The sequence below is a fragment of the Paraburkholderia sp. D15 genome (genome assembly GCF_029910215.1).
Taxonomy (GTDB): Bacteria; Pseudomonadota; Gammaproteobacteria; order Burkholderiales; family Burkholderiaceae; genus Paraburkholderia.
Map to the genome: position 1 here is coordinate 3,463,882 of NZ_CP110395.1, position 17,602 is coordinate 3,481,483.

16 protein-coding genes and 1 riboswitch are annotated in these 17,602 nt (G+C 67.9%); all 16 genes read right to left on the reverse strand.

The genetic code is table 11. The features are described from left to right. Positions 1-11: 11 nt before the first annotated feature. Genes LFL96_RS14925 through LFL96_RS15000 form a run of 16 tightly spaced genes read right to left on the reverse strand, consistent with a single transcriptional unit; the run spans position 12 to position 16,733 of the window. Positions 12-1,238, reverse strand: coding sequence for a beta-ketoacyl synthase N-terminal-like domain-containing protein (locus LFL96_RS14925; RefSeq protein WP_280995985.1), 1,227 nt, complete (start codon positions 1,236-1,238; stop codon positions 12-14). After that, positions 1,235-2,461, reverse strand: coding sequence for a beta-ketoacyl-ACP synthase (locus tag LFL96_RS14930; RefSeq protein WP_280995986.1), 1,227 nt, complete (start codon positions 2,459-2,461; stop codon positions 1,235-1,237). The genes LFL96_RS14925 and LFL96_RS14930 overlap by 4 nt, the downstream gene beginning before the upstream one ends. After that, entirely contained in the window at positions 2,461-3,186 is a 726-nt protein-coding gene (locus LFL96_RS14935) for a 3-ketoacyl-ACP reductase FabG2 (RefSeq protein ID WP_280995987.1), read from the reverse strand. Before LFL96_RS14935 ends, LFL96_RS14930 begins: the two co-directional genes overlap by 1 nt. Continuing rightward, complete coding sequence (locus LFL96_RS14940) at positions 3,183-3,662, reverse strand: hotdog family protein (RefSeq protein WP_280995988.1); 480 nt, start codon at positions 3,660-3,662, stop codon at positions 3,183-3,185. Before LFL96_RS14940 ends, LFL96_RS14935 begins: the two co-directional genes overlap by 4 nt. A gap of 49 nt (positions 3,663-3,711) precedes the next feature. Further along, positions 3,712-4,896, reverse strand: coding sequence for a beta-ketoacyl-[acyl-carrier-protein] synthase family protein (locus tag LFL96_RS14945; RefSeq protein ID WP_280995989.1), 1,185 nt, complete (start codon positions 4,894-4,896; stop codon positions 3,712-3,714). After that, complete coding sequence (locus tag LFL96_RS14950; protein WP_280995990.1) at positions 4,893-7,439, reverse strand: MMPL family transporter; 2,547 nt, start codon at positions 7,437-7,439, stop codon at positions 4,893-4,895. Before LFL96_RS14950 ends, LFL96_RS14945 begins: the two co-directional genes overlap by 4 nt. Next, on the reverse strand, positions 7,439-8,161 hold the full coding sequence (locus LFL96_RS14955) for an outer membrane lipoprotein carrier protein LolA (protein ID WP_280995991.1): 723 nt from the start codon (positions 8,159-8,161) through the stop codon (positions 7,439-7,441). The genes LFL96_RS14950 and LFL96_RS14955 overlap by 1 nt, the downstream gene beginning before the upstream one ends. Next, positions 8,158-8,589: a thioesterase family protein gene (locus LFL96_RS14960; protein WP_280995992.1), complete on the reverse strand. Its 432-nt coding sequence runs from the start codon at positions 8,587-8,589 to the stop codon at positions 8,158-8,160. The genes LFL96_RS14955 and LFL96_RS14960 overlap by 4 nt, the downstream gene beginning before the upstream one ends. Further along, positions 8,586-10,241: an aromatic amino acid ammonia-lyase gene (locus tag LFL96_RS14965; protein ID WP_280995993.1), complete on the reverse strand. Its 1,656-nt coding sequence runs from the start codon at positions 10,239-10,241 to the stop codon at positions 8,586-8,588. The genes LFL96_RS14960 and LFL96_RS14965 overlap by 4 nt, the downstream gene beginning before the upstream one ends. Next, positions 10,228-12,036 carry a glycosyltransferase family 2 protein gene (locus tag LFL96_RS14970; protein ID WP_281000767.1) on the reverse strand — a complete coding sequence of 603 codons (1,809 nt, stop codon included), beginning with the start codon at positions 12,034-12,036 and terminating at the stop codon, positions 10,228-10,230. Before LFL96_RS14970 ends, LFL96_RS14965 begins: the two co-directional genes overlap by 14 nt. Then, positions 12,036-13,850 carry an AMP-binding protein gene (locus tag LFL96_RS14975; protein ID WP_280995994.1) on the reverse strand — a complete coding sequence of 605 codons (1,815 nt, stop codon included), beginning with the start codon at positions 13,848-13,850 and terminating at the stop codon, positions 12,036-12,038. Before LFL96_RS14975 ends, LFL96_RS14970 begins: the two co-directional genes overlap by 1 nt. After that, a complete protein-coding gene (locus LFL96_RS14980; RefSeq protein ID WP_280995995.1) occupies positions 13,847-14,569 on the reverse strand; it encodes a hypothetical protein in 723 nt (240 codons plus the stop codon). Before LFL96_RS14980 ends, LFL96_RS14975 begins: the two co-directional genes overlap by 4 nt. Positions 14,570-14,601: 32 nt before the next feature. Further along, positions 14,602-14,853, reverse strand: coding sequence for an acyl carrier protein (locus LFL96_RS14985; protein WP_128588974.1), 252 nt, complete (start codon positions 14,851-14,853; stop codon positions 14,602-14,604). 3 nt (positions 14,854-14,856) lie between these two features. After that, complete coding sequence (locus LFL96_RS14990) at positions 14,857-15,156, reverse strand: phosphopantetheine-binding protein (RefSeq protein ID WP_035547715.1); 300 nt, start codon at positions 15,154-15,156, stop codon at positions 14,857-14,859. Beyond that, positions 15,131-15,925, reverse strand: a complete 795-nt coding sequence (locus LFL96_RS14995) for a lysophospholipid acyltransferase family protein (protein ID WP_280995996.1) — start codon at positions 15,923-15,925, stop codon at positions 15,131-15,133. Before LFL96_RS14995 ends, LFL96_RS14990 begins: the two co-directional genes overlap by 26 nt. Further along, complete coding sequence (locus LFL96_RS15000) at positions 15,909-16,733, reverse strand: beta-ketoacyl synthase chain length factor (protein ID WP_280995997.1); 825 nt, start codon at positions 16,731-16,733, stop codon at positions 15,909-15,911. The genes LFL96_RS14995 and LFL96_RS15000 overlap by 17 nt, the downstream gene beginning before the upstream one ends. A 646-nt stretch (positions 16,734-17,379) precedes the next feature. Then, positions 17,380-17,598: riboswitch (yybP-ykoY riboswitch) on the forward strand. The last annotated feature ends 4 nt before the right edge of the window (positions 17,599-17,602 follow it).

A 17,602-nucleotide genomic window follows, 5' to 3' on the forward strand; every position in this document is an offset into this window, starting at 1 on the left:
CTTCAAACGCTTCAAACGGCCTCAAACATCAGGCTCGCGCAACTGCCGCCGAACCCGAACGACACCGACATCGCCGTGCCGATCCGCGCGTCGCGCGTGTCGCGCACGAGCGGCAGACCGGCCAGCTCCGGGTCCGGCGTCTCGATGCCCGCCGTTGCCGCGATAAAGCCATCGCGCATCATCAGCAACGTGTAGATCGCCTCATGCGCGCCGCACGCGCCGAGCGGATGCCCGGTCATGCCCTTGGTCGACGAAAACGCCGGCACGCCGCCGCTTTCGCCGAATACGTCCTTCATCGCGCGGAGTTCCTCGACGTCGCCGAGCGGCGTCGACGGCGCGTGCGCGTTGATGTAGTCCGGCCGCCTGCCCGCTTCGCCGAGCGCGCCGCGCATCGCGCGCGCGATCCCCACGGCGCGCGGCGCGACCATGCCCGCGCTGTCGGTGCAGTCGCCGTAGCCGGTCAGCTCGGCGTAAATACGCGCGCCCCGCGCGCGCGCATGATCGAGCGCTTCGAGCACCAGCACGCCGCCGCCTTCCGCGATCACGAAGCCGTCGCGCGCCGTGTCGTACGGTCGCGATGCACGCTGCGGCGTGTCGTTGAAGCCGCGCGACAGCGCGCCCATCGAATCGAACATCAGCGTCATGTTGTCGTGCAGCGATTCGCTGCCGCCCGCCAGCACGATCTGCTGACGGCCGGTCTGGATCAACTGCATCGCCTGACCGATCGCGAGCGCCGACGTCGTGCAGGCCGACGACGGCGAATAGCTCACGCCTTCCACGCCGAACACCTGCGCGACGTTGGCCGACGCGGTGCTGCTCATCGCGTGCGGCACGACATACGGCGGCACCTTGTCGACGCCTCGTCCGTTGGCGATCAGCATGGCCGCGTCGTAGCTCTGCATGTTGCCGACGCCCGAGCCGATCACCGCGCCCGTGCGCGGCGAACGCACCTGCGCCGCCGTCAGGCCGGCGTCGTCGATCGCCTTGCGCGTGGCGTGGCAGGCGAAGCGCGCGGTAGCGCCCATGAAGCGTTCGAGCTTGCGCTCGAACGGCGTCTCCCGCGCGACCGACGCCATGCCGGCGACCTGCGAGCCGAAGCCGCGCTCGCGCCACACGTCGACGCGCTCAACCCGCGAGCGGCCCGAACGCAACGCGGCGGCCACCTCGTCGAGCGTATTGCCGAGGCACGAGACGATCCCCATGCCGGTCACGACGACCCGTTGCAGCGCACCGCTCATCTAACGCGCCTGAAAATCAGCGACGTGTTGATGCCGCCGAACGCGAAGTTGTTGCTCATCACGTACTCGGCGTCGATCTCGCGCGCCGCGCCGACGATGTAGTCGAGCGGCGCGCAGGCCGGATCGACCTGGTTCAGGTTCAGCGTCGGCGCATACCAGTTGCGCTTCATCATCTCGATGGTCCACCACGCTTCGAGCGCGCCGCACGCGCCGAGCGTGTGGCCGACGTAGCTCTTCAGCGAGCTGATCGGCATGCGCTCGCCGAAGGTTTGCGCGGTCGCGTGGCTCTCGGCGATGTCGCCGCGATCCGTCGACGTGCCGTGCGCGTTCACGTACTGGATCGCACCGGCGGGCAATTGCGCGTCGCGCAGCGCGAGTTGCATCGCGAGCGCCATGGTTTCGGCGGTCGGCTGCGTCATGTGCGCGCCGTCCGAGTTGCAGCCGAAGCCGACCACCTCCGCGTGAATCCGCGCGCCGCGCGCCACCGCGTGCTCATACTCCTCCAGCACCAGCGTGGCCGCGCCTTCGCCAACCACCAGGCCGTCGCGCGCGGCGTCGAACGGACGCGGCGTCAGATGCGGCTCGTCGTTGCGCGTGCTGGTCGCGTACAGCGTGTCGAACACGGCCACCGCCGGGCCCGACATCTCTTCCGCGCCGCCCGCCAGCATCAGCGTCTGCTTGCCGGTCTGGATCGCTTCGTACGCGTAGCCGATCGCCTGGCTGCCCGACGCGCACGCGCACGAGGTCGGAATGATCCGCCCTTTCAGATCCCAGAACAGGCCGACGTTGACCGCCGTGGTGTGCGGCATCATCTGCACGTAGCTGTTCGACGTGACGTCGCCCATCGAGCCGGTTTCGAGCATCGTGCCGAACGCGCGGATCGGCTGCACCGAACCCGACGACGAACCGTACGCGACGCCCATGCGGCCGTCCTTGATGCTCGTGTCGTCGGCGAGGCCCGCATCGGCGAGCGCGAGTTCACTCGCGCGCACCGAATACATCGAGACCAGCCCCATCGAACGGGTCTTCTTGCGCGGATAGTGCGCGGGCAGCTTGAACTCGGGCAGCGGACACGCGAGCCGCGTGTGCAGCGATTCGAAGTAATCCCACTCGGGCATCCGCCGCACTGCGTTCGTGCCGCTTTTCAGGCGCGTCTCGACCGCATCCCAGCTATCGCCGAAAGCGGTCACGCCCCCCATGCCGGTAATGACGACGCGTTTCATCACACCATCCCACCGTTGACGCCGATCACCTGACGCGTGACGTACGAGGCCGCATCCGACATCAGGAAGCTGACCACGGACGCCACCTCGGCAGGCTGGCCGACGCGGTTCATCGGCACCGTCTTCAATGCGTGTTCGAGTGGCAGCTCTTCGAGCATGCCGGTCTCGATCAGCCCCGGCGCCACGCAGTTGACGGTGATGTTGCGCGTCGCCAGTTCGACGGCGAGCGCCTTGGTCGCGCCGATCAGGCCAGCCTTCGCCGCGCTGTAGTTGACCTGGCCGCGATTGCCCATCACGCCGGACACCGACGCGATCGTGACGATGCGGCCGCCCTTGCGGGCTCGCACCATCGGCATGGTGAGCGGATGCACGACGTTGTAGAACGAGTCGAGACCGGTTTCGATCACCACGTCCCAGTCTTCCTCGGTGAGCGCGGGAAACGCGGCGTCGCGGGTCACGCCCGCGCTGCAGACGATGCCGTAGTACGGGCCGTGCGCGGCCACATCCGCTTCGAGCACTTCACGGCAGGCCGCCCGCTCGCGCACGTCGAACTGCAGCACGCGCGCCGTGCCGCCCTGCGCGGCGATGCCCGTCGCAACCGCCTCGGCTTCGGTGCGTCCCGTGCGGCAATGCACGGAGACGGCGAAACCGTCGGCGGCCAACTTGTACGCAATCGCGCGGCCGATGCCGCGGCTTGCGCCGGTAACGAGAACACGCCGGCTCATGAACTGAAACTCCCTTCGATGAATGACTGAAAATCGGGCGGTTGAAAGACCTTGATGACGGCCTCGGCGCACTGCCCGTCGCCGTGATGGATCGTGCACTCGTACGCGCCGTGGCCTTCTTCGCTGCGCAGCAGTTCGACGATGCGGATCGCGAGCCGCGCGCCGCCGGCGAACGCCGGTTGCAGCGCCTTGTAGCTGCGCGAGCCGAGCAGCACGCCGGGACGCGCGCGGCCGCCGCCGCGCATGGCCAGCAACGCGACGTGCGCGGCGATCGCCTGCGCCATCAGTTCGATGCCGATCCACGCGGGCATCGCACCGTCGGCGTCCGCGTACCACGCGCTGGCGTCGACGGTGGCGCGCGCGGTCAGCGTGTCTTCGTCGAACGCATCGACCCCGTCGATCAGCAGCATGGTGCCGCGATGCGGGATGATCGCCTCGATCGGCTGTTGCAGCAGTTGTGCGTGCGTAAGAGGCAAGATGAGAGGCGAAGTGAGCGATGAAGTGAGTGGCGTGTTCATCCGAGCATCACCGGGCGAGGATCAGGCTGACATTGCTGCCGCCGAACGCGAACGAATTGCTCATCGCGTACTGTGACGCCGCGCCGCGCGGCAGAAAGCGTTCGCTGTCGACCAGATCCAGCGCGGGCAACGCCGGGTCGGCCTCGCCGTCCCAGACGTGACGCGGCAACGGCACGCCGTCGCGCGCCAGCGTCAGCCACGCGAAACCCAGTTCGGTCGCGCCCGCCGCGCCGAGCTGGTGACCGGTCAACGGCTTGGTGCCGCTCGCCGCGACGCCGTCCGGGAACACGCGCGCCATCAGGCCCGCTTCCATCTCGTCGTTCTTGCGCGTGGCGGTGGCATGCAGGTTCACGTAACCGATCGCCGAGGACGGCACGCCCGCATCGGCGAGCGCCTCGCGCAGCGCGAGTTCGCCGCCCACGCCCTGCGGGTCGGGCGCCGAAATATGATGCGCGTCGCTCGACTCGCCCACGCCCGCGAGGCGCACGGCCGCTTCGTCGCGGCTCATCAGGAACACCGCCGCGCCCTCGCCGACGTTGATCCCGCAGCGATTGCGGCTCATCGGATTGGTACGCACCGTGCTGGTCGATTCGAGCGATGCGAAACCCTGCACCGTCAACTCGCACAGCGAATCGACGCCGCCCACCACCACCGCGTCGCACAGCTGCAATTGCAGCAGACGCCGCGCCGACGCGAAGGCTTTCGCGCTCGACGTGCACGCGGTCGAGATCGTGAACGCCGGCCCGTGCACGCCGAGCGCGGCGGCGGCGAACGGCGCGGCGGTGCCGATTTCCATCTGCCGGTAGTTGAAGTTGGCGGGCAGATTGCCCGCTTGCGCCTGATAGACGAACGCGGCTTCGGCCGCTTCGATGCCCGACGTGCTGGTGCCGAGCACCACGCCGATCCGGTGCGCGCCGTAGCGGGCGCGGGCGGCCTCGACAGCCGGCGCGATCTGCGTGAGCGCGGCCAGCAGCAGGCGGTTGTTGCGGCAGTCGTAACGGGCCAGTCCGGCGGCCGGTGCGAGATCGAGCGGCGCCAGCACGCTACCGACGAAGGCCTCGCCGATCCCCGTGTGCGCGCTGGCCATGCCGGGCGCTTGCGCGGCGGCGAGCGCCGGCACGATCTGTCCGAGGTCGCTGCCGAGCGCGTTGATCATGCCGAGGGCATGCAGATAAACCGATGGCGCTTTCATGCGACCCTCCTTGATTCCGATGGCATGCCGATCGGCGCGAGCAGCACCGAGACGAGAATGCCTAGCGCGAGCGTCGCGCCAAAACTTTTCAATGCGGGCATCGCGCTCATGCCGAGCATGCCGAACGACAGCAAGGTGGTGGCCGCCGACAGCAGCACGCCGGTCCACACCGCGCCGAGATCGGCCTCCGCGCGCAGACAGCCTTCGCGCAGAAATACCGCGTAGTTTGCGCCGACGCCGAGCACCAGCATCAGCGCGAGCCAGTTGAACAGATTGAGCGGCACGCGGGCATAGCCGAACACGGCGAGCGTCACGCCGACGGCGAGCAGCACCGGCAGCGTGACCGCGATGCCGCCGCGCAAACGCTCGCCGACGCGAGTGAGCAGTGCGATGCGTTCGTTCGACGTATCGGCGTCGGCGGCGGCGGCGGCGGCGGCGGCGGCGTTAGTTATGTCGGCGGCGCTCGTCGCGCGCACGCTTTTCGGCGCATAGCGCCACATCAGCAGAACGAGCACCAGCGCGAGCGCGCCGCCGAGCCACCAACCGCTATCCACGCGATATTCGCCGAACAGCTTCGACACGCTCGCCGCCTTGTCGACGAACGCCACGCCCGGCAACGCCTGCGCGATCGCGATCAGCGCCGCTTCGTTCTTCGGCGTCACGCCTTGCGGAATCACCACGGCGGCGTAGGCCTTCGTGCTCGCCTCGACTTCGCCGAGCCACAGATGTTTATACGGCTGCGACCACGGCACGGCGAGCCACATGTCCACCGTCAACGGCGATTGCGGCTGCGCATACGCGGCGATCCACGCGTCGGCGACGGCGTCCTTGAAGCCGGCCTGCAGCAGCGTCGCGCGCAAGGCGGCGGGGTTGGCGAACACCTCGCGCGCCAGCAACGCGCGGTCTTCGCTCTGACGCTTCGCGGACGGCACGAACTGGGCGATCGACTGATAGCTGCCGACCTGATCGCGCGTGCCGTTCAACGCGTCGAGCCGCGCGCCGAGCGCTTCCGCGCGCTCCAGCACCACCTCGGGCGACGCGCCGCGCACGACGAAGAACTGCGCGCTGTTATCCACGCCGACCGCATCGCGCACCTTGTCCTCCTGCGCGACGAGCGATGCATCGCGCTGGATCAGCAGATGGATGTCGTCGTCGCTGGTCAGACGCAGCCAGCCCGGCACCGCGATAACCAGAAGCAGCGCCGCGACGATCCATGCGCGCCGTCCGCCGATGGTCCGTTGCCACACGCTCAGCACACGCGCGGCGCCCGCGAACAGACGCCGCTGGCTGCGCTTCGGCGCGCGCGTGAGCAGCGCGGGCAGCAGCCACAACACGGACGCGTAAGCGGTCGTGATGCCCGCCATCGCGAAGCACGCGATCTGCTTGAGCGCCGGGAACGGCACCCACGTGAGGATCGCGTAGCCGAGCAGGCTGGTGGCCAGCGCGACCGTCAGCGCGGGACGCACCGCGCGCGCGCCGCGCCGCGCGTCCCAGTCGCGGCCCGCGCCGAGATAGACCACGAAGTACTGGATCGAATAGTCGACCGCCTCGCCGATCAGGCTCGCGCCGAACACCAGCGTCAGCAGGTGCAGCTTGCCGAACACCAGCATCGTCACCGCCAGCGCGCAGACGATGCCGAGCGCCGTCGACACGAAGCCGAGCAGCAGCAGACGCGGCGAGCGGAACACCCACAGCATCAGCAGCGCGATCCCGCACAGCGACGCGACGCCGATCAGATGCACCTCGTGCTCGGACGCGCTGCGCGCCGATTCGGCGTAGAACACCGCGCCAGTCCGCGCAACCGATACGTCGGGAAAGGTTTGCTGCAGTTGCTGCTCGCCCTGGGCGAGCGCGTCGAGGACCGCGTGCTGGGTTTTGGTTTCGTACGCGGAGCCCGGCAAGGTCGCGACGATCAGCACGCTCGTCGACTCGCCGCGATGCGCGACCAGCAGGTTGTCTTCGAGTTCGAGATTCGAGGTGGCGAGCGGCAGGCCGCCGAGCCAATGTTCGAGCCAGCCGAACGGATCGTCGGCGAGTTGGGTCGTCAGGCCGCCGTGGATCGGGCTGTAGAGGCGCTGCGCGAGCGCGTCGTGCAGCGTGCCGGATGGCGCGCCGCCTGGTCCGTCGTTCGCCGATAGGGCCGCGCGGTCGGCCGGGCTCAGCAAACCGAACCGGTACGGCAGATACAACGCGGTGATACGCGACAGGTCGAAGGGCGGCAATTCGGCCGTCACCGAGCCGAACGCCCCGCTCTTTTGCAGCGACGCACCGAGCAGTTTCGCCGCGGCTTTCGCATGCGTGTCGTCGTGGCTGGTGACGAGAAACACCGTGCGATCGCCAAGCGCGCTCGCGAGCGTATCGACCGCCTGTTCGGCGACCGGGTCCGCCTCGGTGGCGGGCAGCAGCGCGAGCACATTGGTCTGCAACGGCGACGGTCCGGCGAAACGCCAGCCGCAGTACAGCGCCGCGCACAGCGCGAGCAGCAGCCACGCGGCGCGCATGCCCCACGCGTGTTTCGCGGACCGCTGTTGCAGCACGTCCATCAAGGCGCTCCGAGCAGAGCGCGCTCGGCCGGCGTGAGTTCGGAAACCGCCGCGCTCTTCGCGAAGTCGAGCTTCGTCACGTCGCCGCTCGCCAGCGTGATGCGCAGGCTTTGCAGATAGTCGCCGCCGCTCATCTCCAGGCCCTTGATCGACTGCGCGATCTGCGGCTGGTTGGGCGTGAGGCGCATGCGCCACTGCGCGGCGCTGCCTTCGGCCTGCACGTCGAACTGCGAGTACAGCGCGGACAGATCGCCGCCGAGCATCGCGCGCATCATCTTCGATACCTGCGCGACGCCGCGCGCACCCTGGGCGCCGTGCGAGTTCACGCGATGACCGGTCGCGTCGACTTCCGTCACGCCCGCGTCGGTGATCACATAAGTGGCTTTGTACGGCGTGTCGATCTGCCAGATCACGCCGCGTTCGCGATAGAACAGCAGCGAGCCCGTGCTGACGAGCGGCTGCTTCATCGCCGCGAGCGTCTGCGTCTGCGTGAATTGCGCGCGCACGCCCCTGGCCTGTGCGAGATGCGCGGCGATCTGCGAGACGAGCGCGGGGTTGCCCGCTGTCGACGACGGCGTTGCGTGCGCGGCCTGCGCGGCTGGCGGCGCTTCCCCAGTCTGCGCCGCCGCTGCCATCGCGGACACCGGCCACGCGACGCCAGCCTGCACGCCCAGCGCCGCCAGCACGATCGCACCGCTACGCGTCACCCTGCGCAAGCTCATTGCCCCCATACGCGCTCCAGCTTGTCGAACACCACGGGCGGCGACACGAACTGCAATTCCTGGGTGGCCGCCTCGACCGCGACCTGGATCGTGAAGCCTTTCGTCAGACGCGTGCCCGACGCGCAATCGACGATTTCATAGCCTATTTTCAGGCGGTTTTCGTATTCGAGCAGTTGCGTGCGCACTTCGATCTGCTGACCGTAGGTAGCCGGCCGCACGTACTTCAGATGCGCCTCGACGATCGGCCACAAATAGCCGGACGCCTGCATCTCGCGATAGTCGTAATCGAAGGTGCGCAGCAGCGCCGCGCGGCCGATCTCGAAGTACTTCAGATAGTGGCCGTGCCAGCACACGTTCATCGCGTCGACGTCGTGGAACGGCACTTCGACCAACGCGCTCGCGCTCGGCAGCTTGCGGGCTTCGCTCATGCCTGCGCTCCCGTGTAGTCGTGCAGCAGATCGCACGCGGCGATCCGCGCGGTCAGCGCACGCAGTTCGTGTTCGAGCGCGCGGTCTTCATCGACGAATGGCGACAGCGCGCTCACGCGTTCCATGAAGCCTTGCAACGGCGCGGGCACCGGCGTGTCGCCATCGATGCGCAAGCGCAGACGCGCGGCCTGCACCGTGGCCAGCGTGTGCGCCGCCGCCACCTGCTCGGTCAACTCCAGCACGCGCAGGCAGTCGCGCGCGGCGATCGTGCCCATGCTGACCTTGTCCTGGTTGTGCGCCTCGGTGGAGCGCGAAAACACGCTCGCGGGCATGGTGTTCTTCAGCGCCTCGGCCGTCCACGCGGACGACGAAATCTGCACCGCCTTGAAGCCGTGATTGATCGGCGCGCGCGCGGGCGCCGCGCCCGTCAGATTGCGCGGCAAACCGTTGTTGAAGTTCACGTCGACCAGCAAGGCGAGCTGGCGATCCATCAGATCCGCCAGATTGGCGACGGCGACCTTCAGCGAATCCATCGCGAATGCGATATGGCCGCCGTAGAAGTTGCCGCCGTGCAGCACGCGTTCGTTGTCGGGATCGATCAGCGGATTGTCGTTCGCGCTGTTCAGTTCGTTCTCGACGTCGCGACGCACCCAGCTGAGCGCGTCGCGCGCCACGCCGATCACATGCGGCGCGCAGCGAATCGAATAGCGGTCCTGCAAACGGTGGCCCGGCGTATCGTCGCGGCCCGTCAGATCGTCGCGAATCCATGCGGCCGCTTCGGCCTGGCCCACGTGCGGCTTCGCTTCGAACAGCATCGCGTCGAAGTGCGCGGCGCGGCCGTCGAGCGCCACCGTGCACAGCGCCGTGAGACGCGCGGTCAGCCGCGTCAGATGATCGGCGCGCGCGAACGCGAGACACGCGAGGCCGGTCATCACCGCCGTGCCGTTCATCAGCGCGAGACCTTCCTTCGGCGCCAGCGTGAGCGGCGCCTGGCCGAGTTCCTGCCAGACGTCGCGCACGTCGCGCAACTGGCCTTCGAACAGCACGTCGCGCTCGCCCGCCAGCGCGGCGGCCACATACGACAGCGGCGTCAGATCGCCGCTCGCGCCGACCGAGCCTTCCGCCGGAATGCGCGGCAACACGCGATGATTGATCAGATCGGCGAGCCGTTCGAGCAGCACCGGACGCACGCCGGAAAAACCGTACGCGAGCGAATTCAGACGCGCGGCGATCACCGCGAGCGTCTGCGCGTCGTCGAGGTATTGGCCCATGCCGCAACCGTGGTAGCGCGTGAGTTGCAGCGGCAACGCTTCGACCAGCTCCATCGGCACGTCGACCACGCACGCGTCGCCGTAACCGGTGTTCACGCCGTAGACGGTCGCGCCGGCGGCCAGATGACGGCGCAGGAAATCCGCGCCGCGCTGGATGCGCGCGCGCCATGCCGGATCGGCGCTCAACGCGACCGGCACGCGCTGCCGCGCAATCGCCACGACCTCTTCGATCGACAGCTTGCGTGCGCCGATCACGACGGCGTCCTGTGCGCTCGCCACGGTGTTTGCCGCTGCGTTTGGCGCTGCGTTCGCTGCTGCGTTCGCGTTCGACTGCAGAGGTACGCCGTCCGCCGGCGTGTCGATCAGATCATGTTCGGCCATTCGCGCCTCGCTTGGGGCTGGCCCAGAAATCGAAGAAGTTGAACCATTGGTAGGGGGCCTTGCGGCAATAGTGTTCGAGCCGTGCGGCGTAACGCTGCGCCCATGCCGCGAGGTGCTGTGCGCGGTCGCGGCGCGGCAGGTCGATACGCTCGGCGAACGGCTCGAAGTACAGACGGTAACCGTCCTGCTCTTTCAGACAGAAAAACAGATAGACCGGGCAGCCCAACGCATGCGCGAGCACATAGGGGCCTTGCGCGAACGGCGCGGTCGCGCCGAGAAAGCGCGCCTCGGTGGTACGGCCCGCTTCGTGCGCGGGCACGCGGTCGCCGACGATCACCAGCAGTTCGCCGGCATCGACGCGCTCCTGCATCAGCATCGCGGTCTCCGGACCGAAGTCGCGCACTTCGAGCAGGTGGCGCGCGAACTCGCTGTTCGCCGACGCCAGCACGCTGTTGAAACGCCGCGCGTGTTCGGTGTAGACGACCGCGGTGACTTTTGCATAGGCGCCCTGCGCGGCGAGTGCGCGGGTCATTTCCAGATTGCCGAGATGCGCGCCGATCACGAGCGCGCCCTTGCCGCTCGCGGCCAGCGCCTGGAAGGCCGACGGGTCCTCGAACTTGACGTCGGCGTTGCCGACGCGGCCCGACCACGCCGCGAGCTTGTCGAAGCCCGACTGCGCGAACGCCAGCATGTGGCGATAGGCGGACAGCCAGCCGGGACGCGGCGTATCGCCGTGCGGCGCGGCTGCGTTCAGATGCCGGAAGTAGTTGCCCGACGCCTCGCGTGCCGCGCGGCCCGTCAACAGAAAATACGCGACGATCGGATGCAGCCACAGCGCGGTGAAGCGCCGGCCGAACAGCTTGCAACTCAGCGCGAGCAAGGACATGCCGAGGTGGCTGCCGCGTTCGGCGATGCGCCACCAGTCCTGCTGGCCGGCGCTCGCCTGGGTATCGGGTTCGCTGCCGGCGCCGCGATCGGCGTGCGAGTGCGGCTGAGGTTGGGTTTGAGGTTGGGTTTGACCCTGCGTATGCGCCTCTGCAAGCACGCCACGGCGCGGCATGAACTTGTGCGCGAGCAGCATCGGCAGACGCCACAGCATGCCGAACACGAGCCGCGTATGACTGCGGCTGATGCGCACGTTGTCCCACAGCACGTCGAAGTGCGACACGCCGTCGAACGCGTAGGTCACGCGGGTCGGAATGGCGCGGAACGCCGCGCGCCGCCAGTACAGCCGCACCAGAATTTCGATGTCGAAATCCATGCGCGTCGGCAGGCGCACGCTGTCGATCAACTCGCACGCCAGAGCGAGCGGATACAGCCGGAACCCGCACATCGAATCGCGGATCGTCAGCGACAGCGTTTCGATCCACACCCACACGTGCGTCAGATAGCGGCCATAGAGACGCGCCTTCGGCACGCTTTCGTCGTAGACCGGGCGGCCGAGAATCACCGCGCCCGGTTCGGCGCGCGCGGCATCGAGAAAACGCGGCACATCTGTCGCGTCGTGCTGACCGTCGGCGTCGATCTGCAAGACGTGCGTGTAGCCGGCGCGATACGCGGCGCGCAGGCCCGCCATCACCGCCGCGCCCTTGCCGCCGTTGACCGGCAGACGCAGCAGCGTCAACTGGTCCGCGTACTGCCGCGCGAGTTCCGCGAGCACCTGCTGGGTCGCGGCGTCGCTGCCGTCGTCGACGACGAACAATGGCAGACCGTGCACCGCGAGATGCGCGACGGTCGTGCCGATCGCGTCCTTGTGGTTGTAGATCGGAATGACGATGCACGCGGCGAACTTCATCACGCGTGCTCCCGGTAGTGAATCGCGCCGGACGCGCATTCGCGGCCGCTCAGCCGATAGCTGAACTGCACGCGGCGGCGCTCGGCGTCGTGCGCGAGCGTGAGCTTGAGCACCGCGCCCGGCGCCACCGGCGCCATGAACTTCAGCCGGTCCACCGACGCCACCGCGCGCGCGCCCGGCAGATGATCGGCCGCGAGGCGGATCGCCCAGTCGACCTGCACCACGCCGGGCAGAATCGGCAGGCCCGGGAAATGGCCGGCGAAATGCGACAGCGACGGCGGCACGCGCAGGTCGTAGTGCAGCGTGTCGCCGCTGCGCGTTTCGGCGAGCACTTCCATGCCCTCGCCGCGCGGCTCGAAGGCCGCCGCGAGCGCCGCGACCGGCAGCTTGCCGCGCGCGTCGAACGGCAACGTCACGCGGAAACGCCAGTGACGCGGCAACACCACCACGTCGAAGTAATCGGCGAGATGACGGCGCAGCGTTTTCGCGAGCGCGACGCGGCCTTCGTCGCACAGCGCCGCGCTGCCCGCTTCGGTCAGCGCCACCACTGCACCGACGCGATCGCGCGTCGCGCCTTCGAGCGGCACGAGCGCCGCCTGCGCGACGAACGGATGACGGGCGAGACGCGCTTCGAGTTCAGGCAACGACACGCGCTTGCCGTCCAGTTTCAGCACGCGGTCGAGGCGGCCTTGCAGACGGAAACGGCCGTCCGCCTCGACGGCGATCTGGTCGTCGGTGCGATGCCAGCCGTCGTGATCCAGATGCGGCGAACGCACGCTCAGCGCGCCGTCTTCGTCGCGACGCACTTCGATGCCGGACACCGGCTGCCACGCATCGGTCTGGTCCTGACGACGCCATGCGATGCCGCCCGTTTCCGTGCTGCCGTAGATTTCGAACGGCGCGGCGCCGTAGGCTGCCGCGTATTCCCGCGCGGCGTCCAGCGCGAGCGGACCGCCCGACGAGAAGAACGCGCGCGGCGCGGGCGTCAACGCGGCGAAACCCGGCAACGCGGGCCAGCGCGACAGTTGCGCGGGCGTGGAGACGACGACCGTCGCGCCGCCGCGCGCGATCTGCGTTTGCAGATGCAGCGGTTCGAGGCTGATTTCGCGGTCGAACGCGCGCCCCGCCGCCAGCGGCCACAGCACGCGGAACAGCAGGCCGTAAATGTGATGATGCGGCACGCTCGCGAGTATCGTCGCGTCGCCGGCGAGCGCGCCCCACTGCCGCTCCAGCGTGTGTACCTCGGCGTTGAATTGCGCGAGGGTCTTGCGGATCGGCTTCGGCGTGCCGCTGCTGCCGGAGGTGTAGAGCGTGAGGGGAGCGTGCGGGTCGATGATGCGGGCGTTGTGCGGCGCGGCCGTGCCATGCGCGTCGGCGGCCACGTCGTTTGCGTGCGGGCTCGCTGCGGCCATCGGCGTCGGCTCGGCGGCCTCGTGGCTCGCTGCACCGTCGCTCGCTGCACCAGCGCTCGCGGTGTCGTTGCCGCGCCACGCGAACGGCGGCAAGTCCGCATCCGTCAGCATCGCGTCGTACGCATCGGCGAGATCCGCCAGATAACCCGGCGTCGCGTTCGCCGGAATCACCGGCTCCCTGCCGCACGCGAACAGCGCAAACAGCGTGCAGGCGAAATCGAACGGATCGTCGATACAGAGCGCGTAACGACGCGCATCGCGCGTCGTCAGCAGATCGATCAATTGCGCCACGCGCGCGCGGAATGCGGCGCGGTCGAGCGTCGTGCGCGCGTCGCGGCAGACGGGCGTTTGCAACCCGGGGGTATCGAGCACCGCCGACAACACATCGTGCAATGCAATCATGCCGCCTCCGACCGCGCGGCTCGCGGCAGCACCACCAGATAGCGCCAGACGATCTCGGCCACCAGCAGCACGCCGATCAGCCCATAAGCGATCGCGCCGTTATACAGCGACCAGCTCGCGCGGCTCCAGTACAGCGCCGTATACGCGGAAAACGCGCCGTTCAGCGCGAAGAAAACGCACCACACCTGGGTCACGCGCCGCGTGTGGCGCACCGCGCCCGGCAACAGATCGGGATTGCCGAGACGGGCGAATTTTTCGATCATCGACGGCCCGCGCACGAGCGTCGCGCCGAACGCGATCAGCAGCCCCAGATTGACGAGCGACGGATACAGGCGCAACAGCAACTCGCTATTGGTGAACACGATCGCCGCCGATGCGCAGCTCAGCAAGCCGACCACGGTCCAGTCGATCGACGAGAGCCGCCGCAGCGAAGTCGCGACCGGCCCGCTGCCGGCCCAGCGCTGCAGCCACAGGATCGCGAACAGCATGCAGCCGACGTAGCGCGGCGTGTCCCAGCGCCACGCGCACAGGATCAGCGCGGGGTACGCGAGCTTCAACAGCACCTGTACGACGGTCTTGGTCCAACCGCGCTGCGCGGCGGGCGACGCGGTCGCTGCGATTGCCGCATCAGGCGCATCGATCGCCTCGGTCGCCTCGGTCCTCGCGGACCCATCCGGTCCGGCGGTTGCGCTGTCGTGACGGGTGGCCGGGTTAATCATCGCTGCTTGCCTACGCGAGCGCGCGGCGAACATCAGCCTTGTGCCGCCAGCAGGGATTCGACCGCGCCGATCACGTCGCCGACCGTGCGCACCGACTTGAACTCTTCCGGCTTGATGCGGCGGCCGGTCATTTCCTGCAGCTTGATCGCCAGGTCGACGGCGTCGATGCTGTCGAGATCGAGCTCTTCGAACAGATGCGCGTCGGGCGTCACGCGCTCCGGCTCGATCGCGAAGTTCTCTTTGAAAATGGCGCGGATGCGTTCAAGAATCTCTGCCTCGGACACGGTTTATTCCCCTTTTCTGGTGGTTTCGTTCACAGCGTGGGCCGCTTCGCGCTGACTCGCGACGAGCGCGGCCAGGGTGCTGATCGAACGGAAATGTTCGCGCGTGCGTTCGTCGTTCGCTGCAATGGTCAGTTGGTATTGTTTGCGCAGCACGATGCCGATTTCGAGCGCATCGATCGAATCGAGCCCGATGCCGTCGGTATCGAACAACGGGGCGTCGTCGTCGATATCGGCGGGGCTCAGGTCTTCCAGATCGAGCGCCTCGATCAGAAGCTGTTTAATTTCCAGTTTTAAAGAATCCATAATCGAACAGGTGCTGAGTAATGTGAGCTTCGACGGCGCTCGTCACGCTGCGCGCAGCGAGAGCCGGGGTCGCGTCGTGCGCGGTGAGCTGCTCGACGCCAAGCGGATCGAGCACGTTCACGCGCATGCGGAACGCGCGCGACGGTACGTCGTACCAGCGCATCTGCTTGGTGAAGGCGGGAGGATTGCAGTCCATCAACACCGGCACGATCGGCGCGCCGACCTTCACGGCCATGTGCGCGAAACCGCGTGAAAATGCGTGCAGCCGGTTCGGCGCGGGACTGCGCGTGCCTTCCGGGAAAATGATCATCGTGTAGCCGGCCGTCAGTTGGCGCGCGCCGGCCTCGACGAGTTCGGCGGGATCGGCATTGCTCACGTATTCCGCCGAGCGCACGATGCCCCAGAAACACGGGTTGCCCCAATGGGCGTTCTTCACCACGCAACAGGCGCGCGGCGTGAGCGACAGCAGCACCATCACGTCGAGATAGGTCGGGTGGTTCGCCACCACGATCGCCGGACCGCCCGCGCGCAACGCCCGCACGTTCGACACTTCCAGCTCCATCACGCCGATGCGTTGCAGCACCGCGACCAGCGCGCGGAAAAACCAGTGAATCACGGTGGTCACCGCGAACTGCCGCGACGCGCGATGCGGCCACAGCCAGGCGAGCGGAAACACCAGCACGGAAAACAGCACGCCGCATACGCCGAATACGACGAAGGCCATGCCCGTCGCGCAGAGACGCCACACGTAATCAAGCCGCGAGCGCATGCCAGCTCCAGTGCCAGGTGGCGCCCGCGTTGTGCCAGACAGATGCGTGGCCGGTTTCGAGGCAGTGCTGCAATGCCTGGCTTTGCGTCGCGAAGGAGGCGGCGCTCGCAGCGGTCGTTTCCGTCGCAACGCTCGCTGCGGGAGTTGCGCTCGGCACCTGAGTTGCGCCCGGCACCTGAGTTGCGGCCGTTACCGCCGCTGAACCCGGAGTGCTCGCGGCTTGCCGGTCGTTCATCGCCGGGGTCTGCGCAGCGCCGCCGGTCACCGTGCAGGTCAGCGTTCCGTTCGCCACCGTGCTATCCAGCAGGATGGCGAGCGCGCCGCCCTGCACTTCGTCTTCGATGGTGCCGTACGCGGCGTCGGCCGGTTCGTCGGCATAGACGAGCAGCACCGGCGCGCCGGGTTGCGCCGCGTATTGCGCGTGCGCTTCGAGCAGCGCATAGCCGAGCGTTTCCGCGCCCGCCGAAATCGCGCTGGCCGCGGAGCGGTCGCCGCGCGCGATGCCGAACACGCCGGTCATCGCGTTGAGCACCGACAGACTGAAGGCGGTCGGCGAGACCGGTTCGCCCGCGCTGATCGCGCGCAGAATGTCCGTGGTCCGGCGCAACTCGCCGTGCCGCGACGCGAACACCACGCGCGCCTCGTTCTGCGCGACGCACTCGTGCGCAACCTTCAGCGCGACTCGGGACAGAGTGCTGAGACGACGCCGTACGATCGGCTCGATGAAGCCGATGTCGGGTGCGGCAGATGCGGCAGCAGGCCAGCTAGACCAGCGAGCGACCGGAATGGTCCAGTGCAGATCGGGCATATCGGTGTTCGCGCGTTGATGCGAGGAGAGGCTGAAGCGCCTGACGGAATACACAGCCGTCACAGCGTCGAGGCGCCGCGCGGACCGGCAATCTCCAGCCGGGAGGAATCAATCCAGTTCCAAGTCTTCTTATATAGGTTCAGCGAGATAACGGCACGTGGCCCCGTTTATTTAGGCGCCTTGGCCAATTAATCTGGAGGATTGCCTCGGGCTGCGTACGGTCGCCGAATCATACTGAATATTGTGGATTAAATCAGCCACAAAAGACGTATCCATCTGTATCCGTATCGCTGATGCTACGGATCTTTAAATGTCTGGCGGCCCGGCCCGGCGGGCCTCAGCCGGATCCGCGCGGGCCCGCGCGCGAGGCGGCGCGCGCAGGATGCTGTTGCAATGCGTGACGTTGCGGTCGTTCTTACATGGCGATACTTTCAAAATACTTTCTTAATCCTTGTTTCAACCTCGATTGGCGAAACTTCGACTTGCGAAGCGTTTTAATTCGTGTGTAGGCGAGGCCGCCAGCCATCGATAAGCATGCCGCACGATCGTGCCAAACGATTGCGAGCCGCAACGTCCCCGACGCTCCGTGGTGATCGGCGATGACACACGCGCCGCGCTACCGGATGCGCCGATGCCTTGCTATACTCCGTCCCGCATTGGGGAGTAGCCGCCCCGCGGCACGTCCGCATCTGCCTTGCAGCGTGCGTCGCATGTGTGGTTCGCGGGGGCGCCTGTCAACAGACTTGGCCCGCATGGGCCATGGCAGCCGCAGCCTCTGGCCTGGCGAGACCGATGATCCACACCTGCCGCAACAGGGCCCGGCAGGCCGTGGGTCGTCGCTCGTTCTTATCTCGGCCCGGGGAATCAAT

Bases quoted from the DNA above. Each gene is read 5' to 3' on its own strand.
- LFL96_RS14950 (WP_280995990.1), bottom strand. From the start codon at position 7,439: ATGGACGTGCTGCAACAGCGGTCCGCGAAACACGCGTGGGGCATGCGC.
- LFL96_RS14975 (WP_280995994.1), bottom strand. From the start codon at position 13,850: ATGATTGCATTGCACGATGTGTTGTCGGCGGTGCTCGATACCCCCGGG.
- LFL96_RS14970 (WP_281000767.1), bottom strand. From the start codon at position 12,036: ATGAAGTTCGCCGCGTGCATCGTCATTCCGATCTACAACCACAAGGAC.
- LFL96_RS14995 (WP_280995996.1), bottom strand. From the start codon at position 15,925: ATGCGCTCGCGGCTTGATTACGTGTGGCGTCTCTGCGCGACGGGCATG.
- LFL96_RS14955 (WP_280995991.1), bottom strand. From the start codon at position 8,161: ATGAGCTTGCGCAGGGTGACGCGTAGCGGTGCGATCGTGCTGGCGGCG.
- LFL96_RS14980 (WP_280995995.1), bottom strand. From the start codon at position 14,569: ATGATTAACCCGGCCACCCGTCACGACAGCGCAACCGCCGGACCGGAT.
- LFL96_RS14990 (WP_035547715.1), bottom strand. From the start codon at position 15,156: ATGGATTCTTTAAAACTGGAAATTAAACAGCTTCTGATCGAGGCGCTC.
- LFL96_RS14935 (WP_280995987.1), bottom strand. From the start codon at position 3,186: ATGAGCCGGCGTGTTCTCGTTACCGGCGCAAGCCGCGGCATCGGCCGC.
- LFL96_RS15000 (WP_280995997.1), bottom strand. From the start codon at position 16,733: ATGCCCGATCTGCACTGGACCATTCCGGTCGCTCGCTGGTCTAGCTGG.
- LFL96_RS14960 (WP_280995992.1), bottom strand. From the start codon at position 8,589: ATGAGCGAAGCCCGCAAGCTGCCGAGCGCGAGCGCGTTGGTCGAAGTG.
- LFL96_RS14965 (WP_280995993.1), bottom strand. From the start codon at position 10,241: ATGGCCGAACATGATCTGATCGACACGCCGGCGGACGGCGTACCTCTG.
- LFL96_RS14930 (WP_280995986.1), bottom strand. From the start codon at position 2,461: ATGAAACGCGTCGTCATTACCGGCATGGGGGGCGTGACCGCTTTCGGC.
- LFL96_RS14925 (WP_280995985.1), bottom strand. From the start codon at position 1,238: ATGAGCGGTGCGCTGCAACGGGTCGTCGTGACCGGCATGGGGATCGTC.
- LFL96_RS14945 (WP_280995989.1), bottom strand. From the start codon at position 4,896: ATGAAAGCGCCATCGGTTTATCTGCATGCCCTCGGCATGATCAACGCG.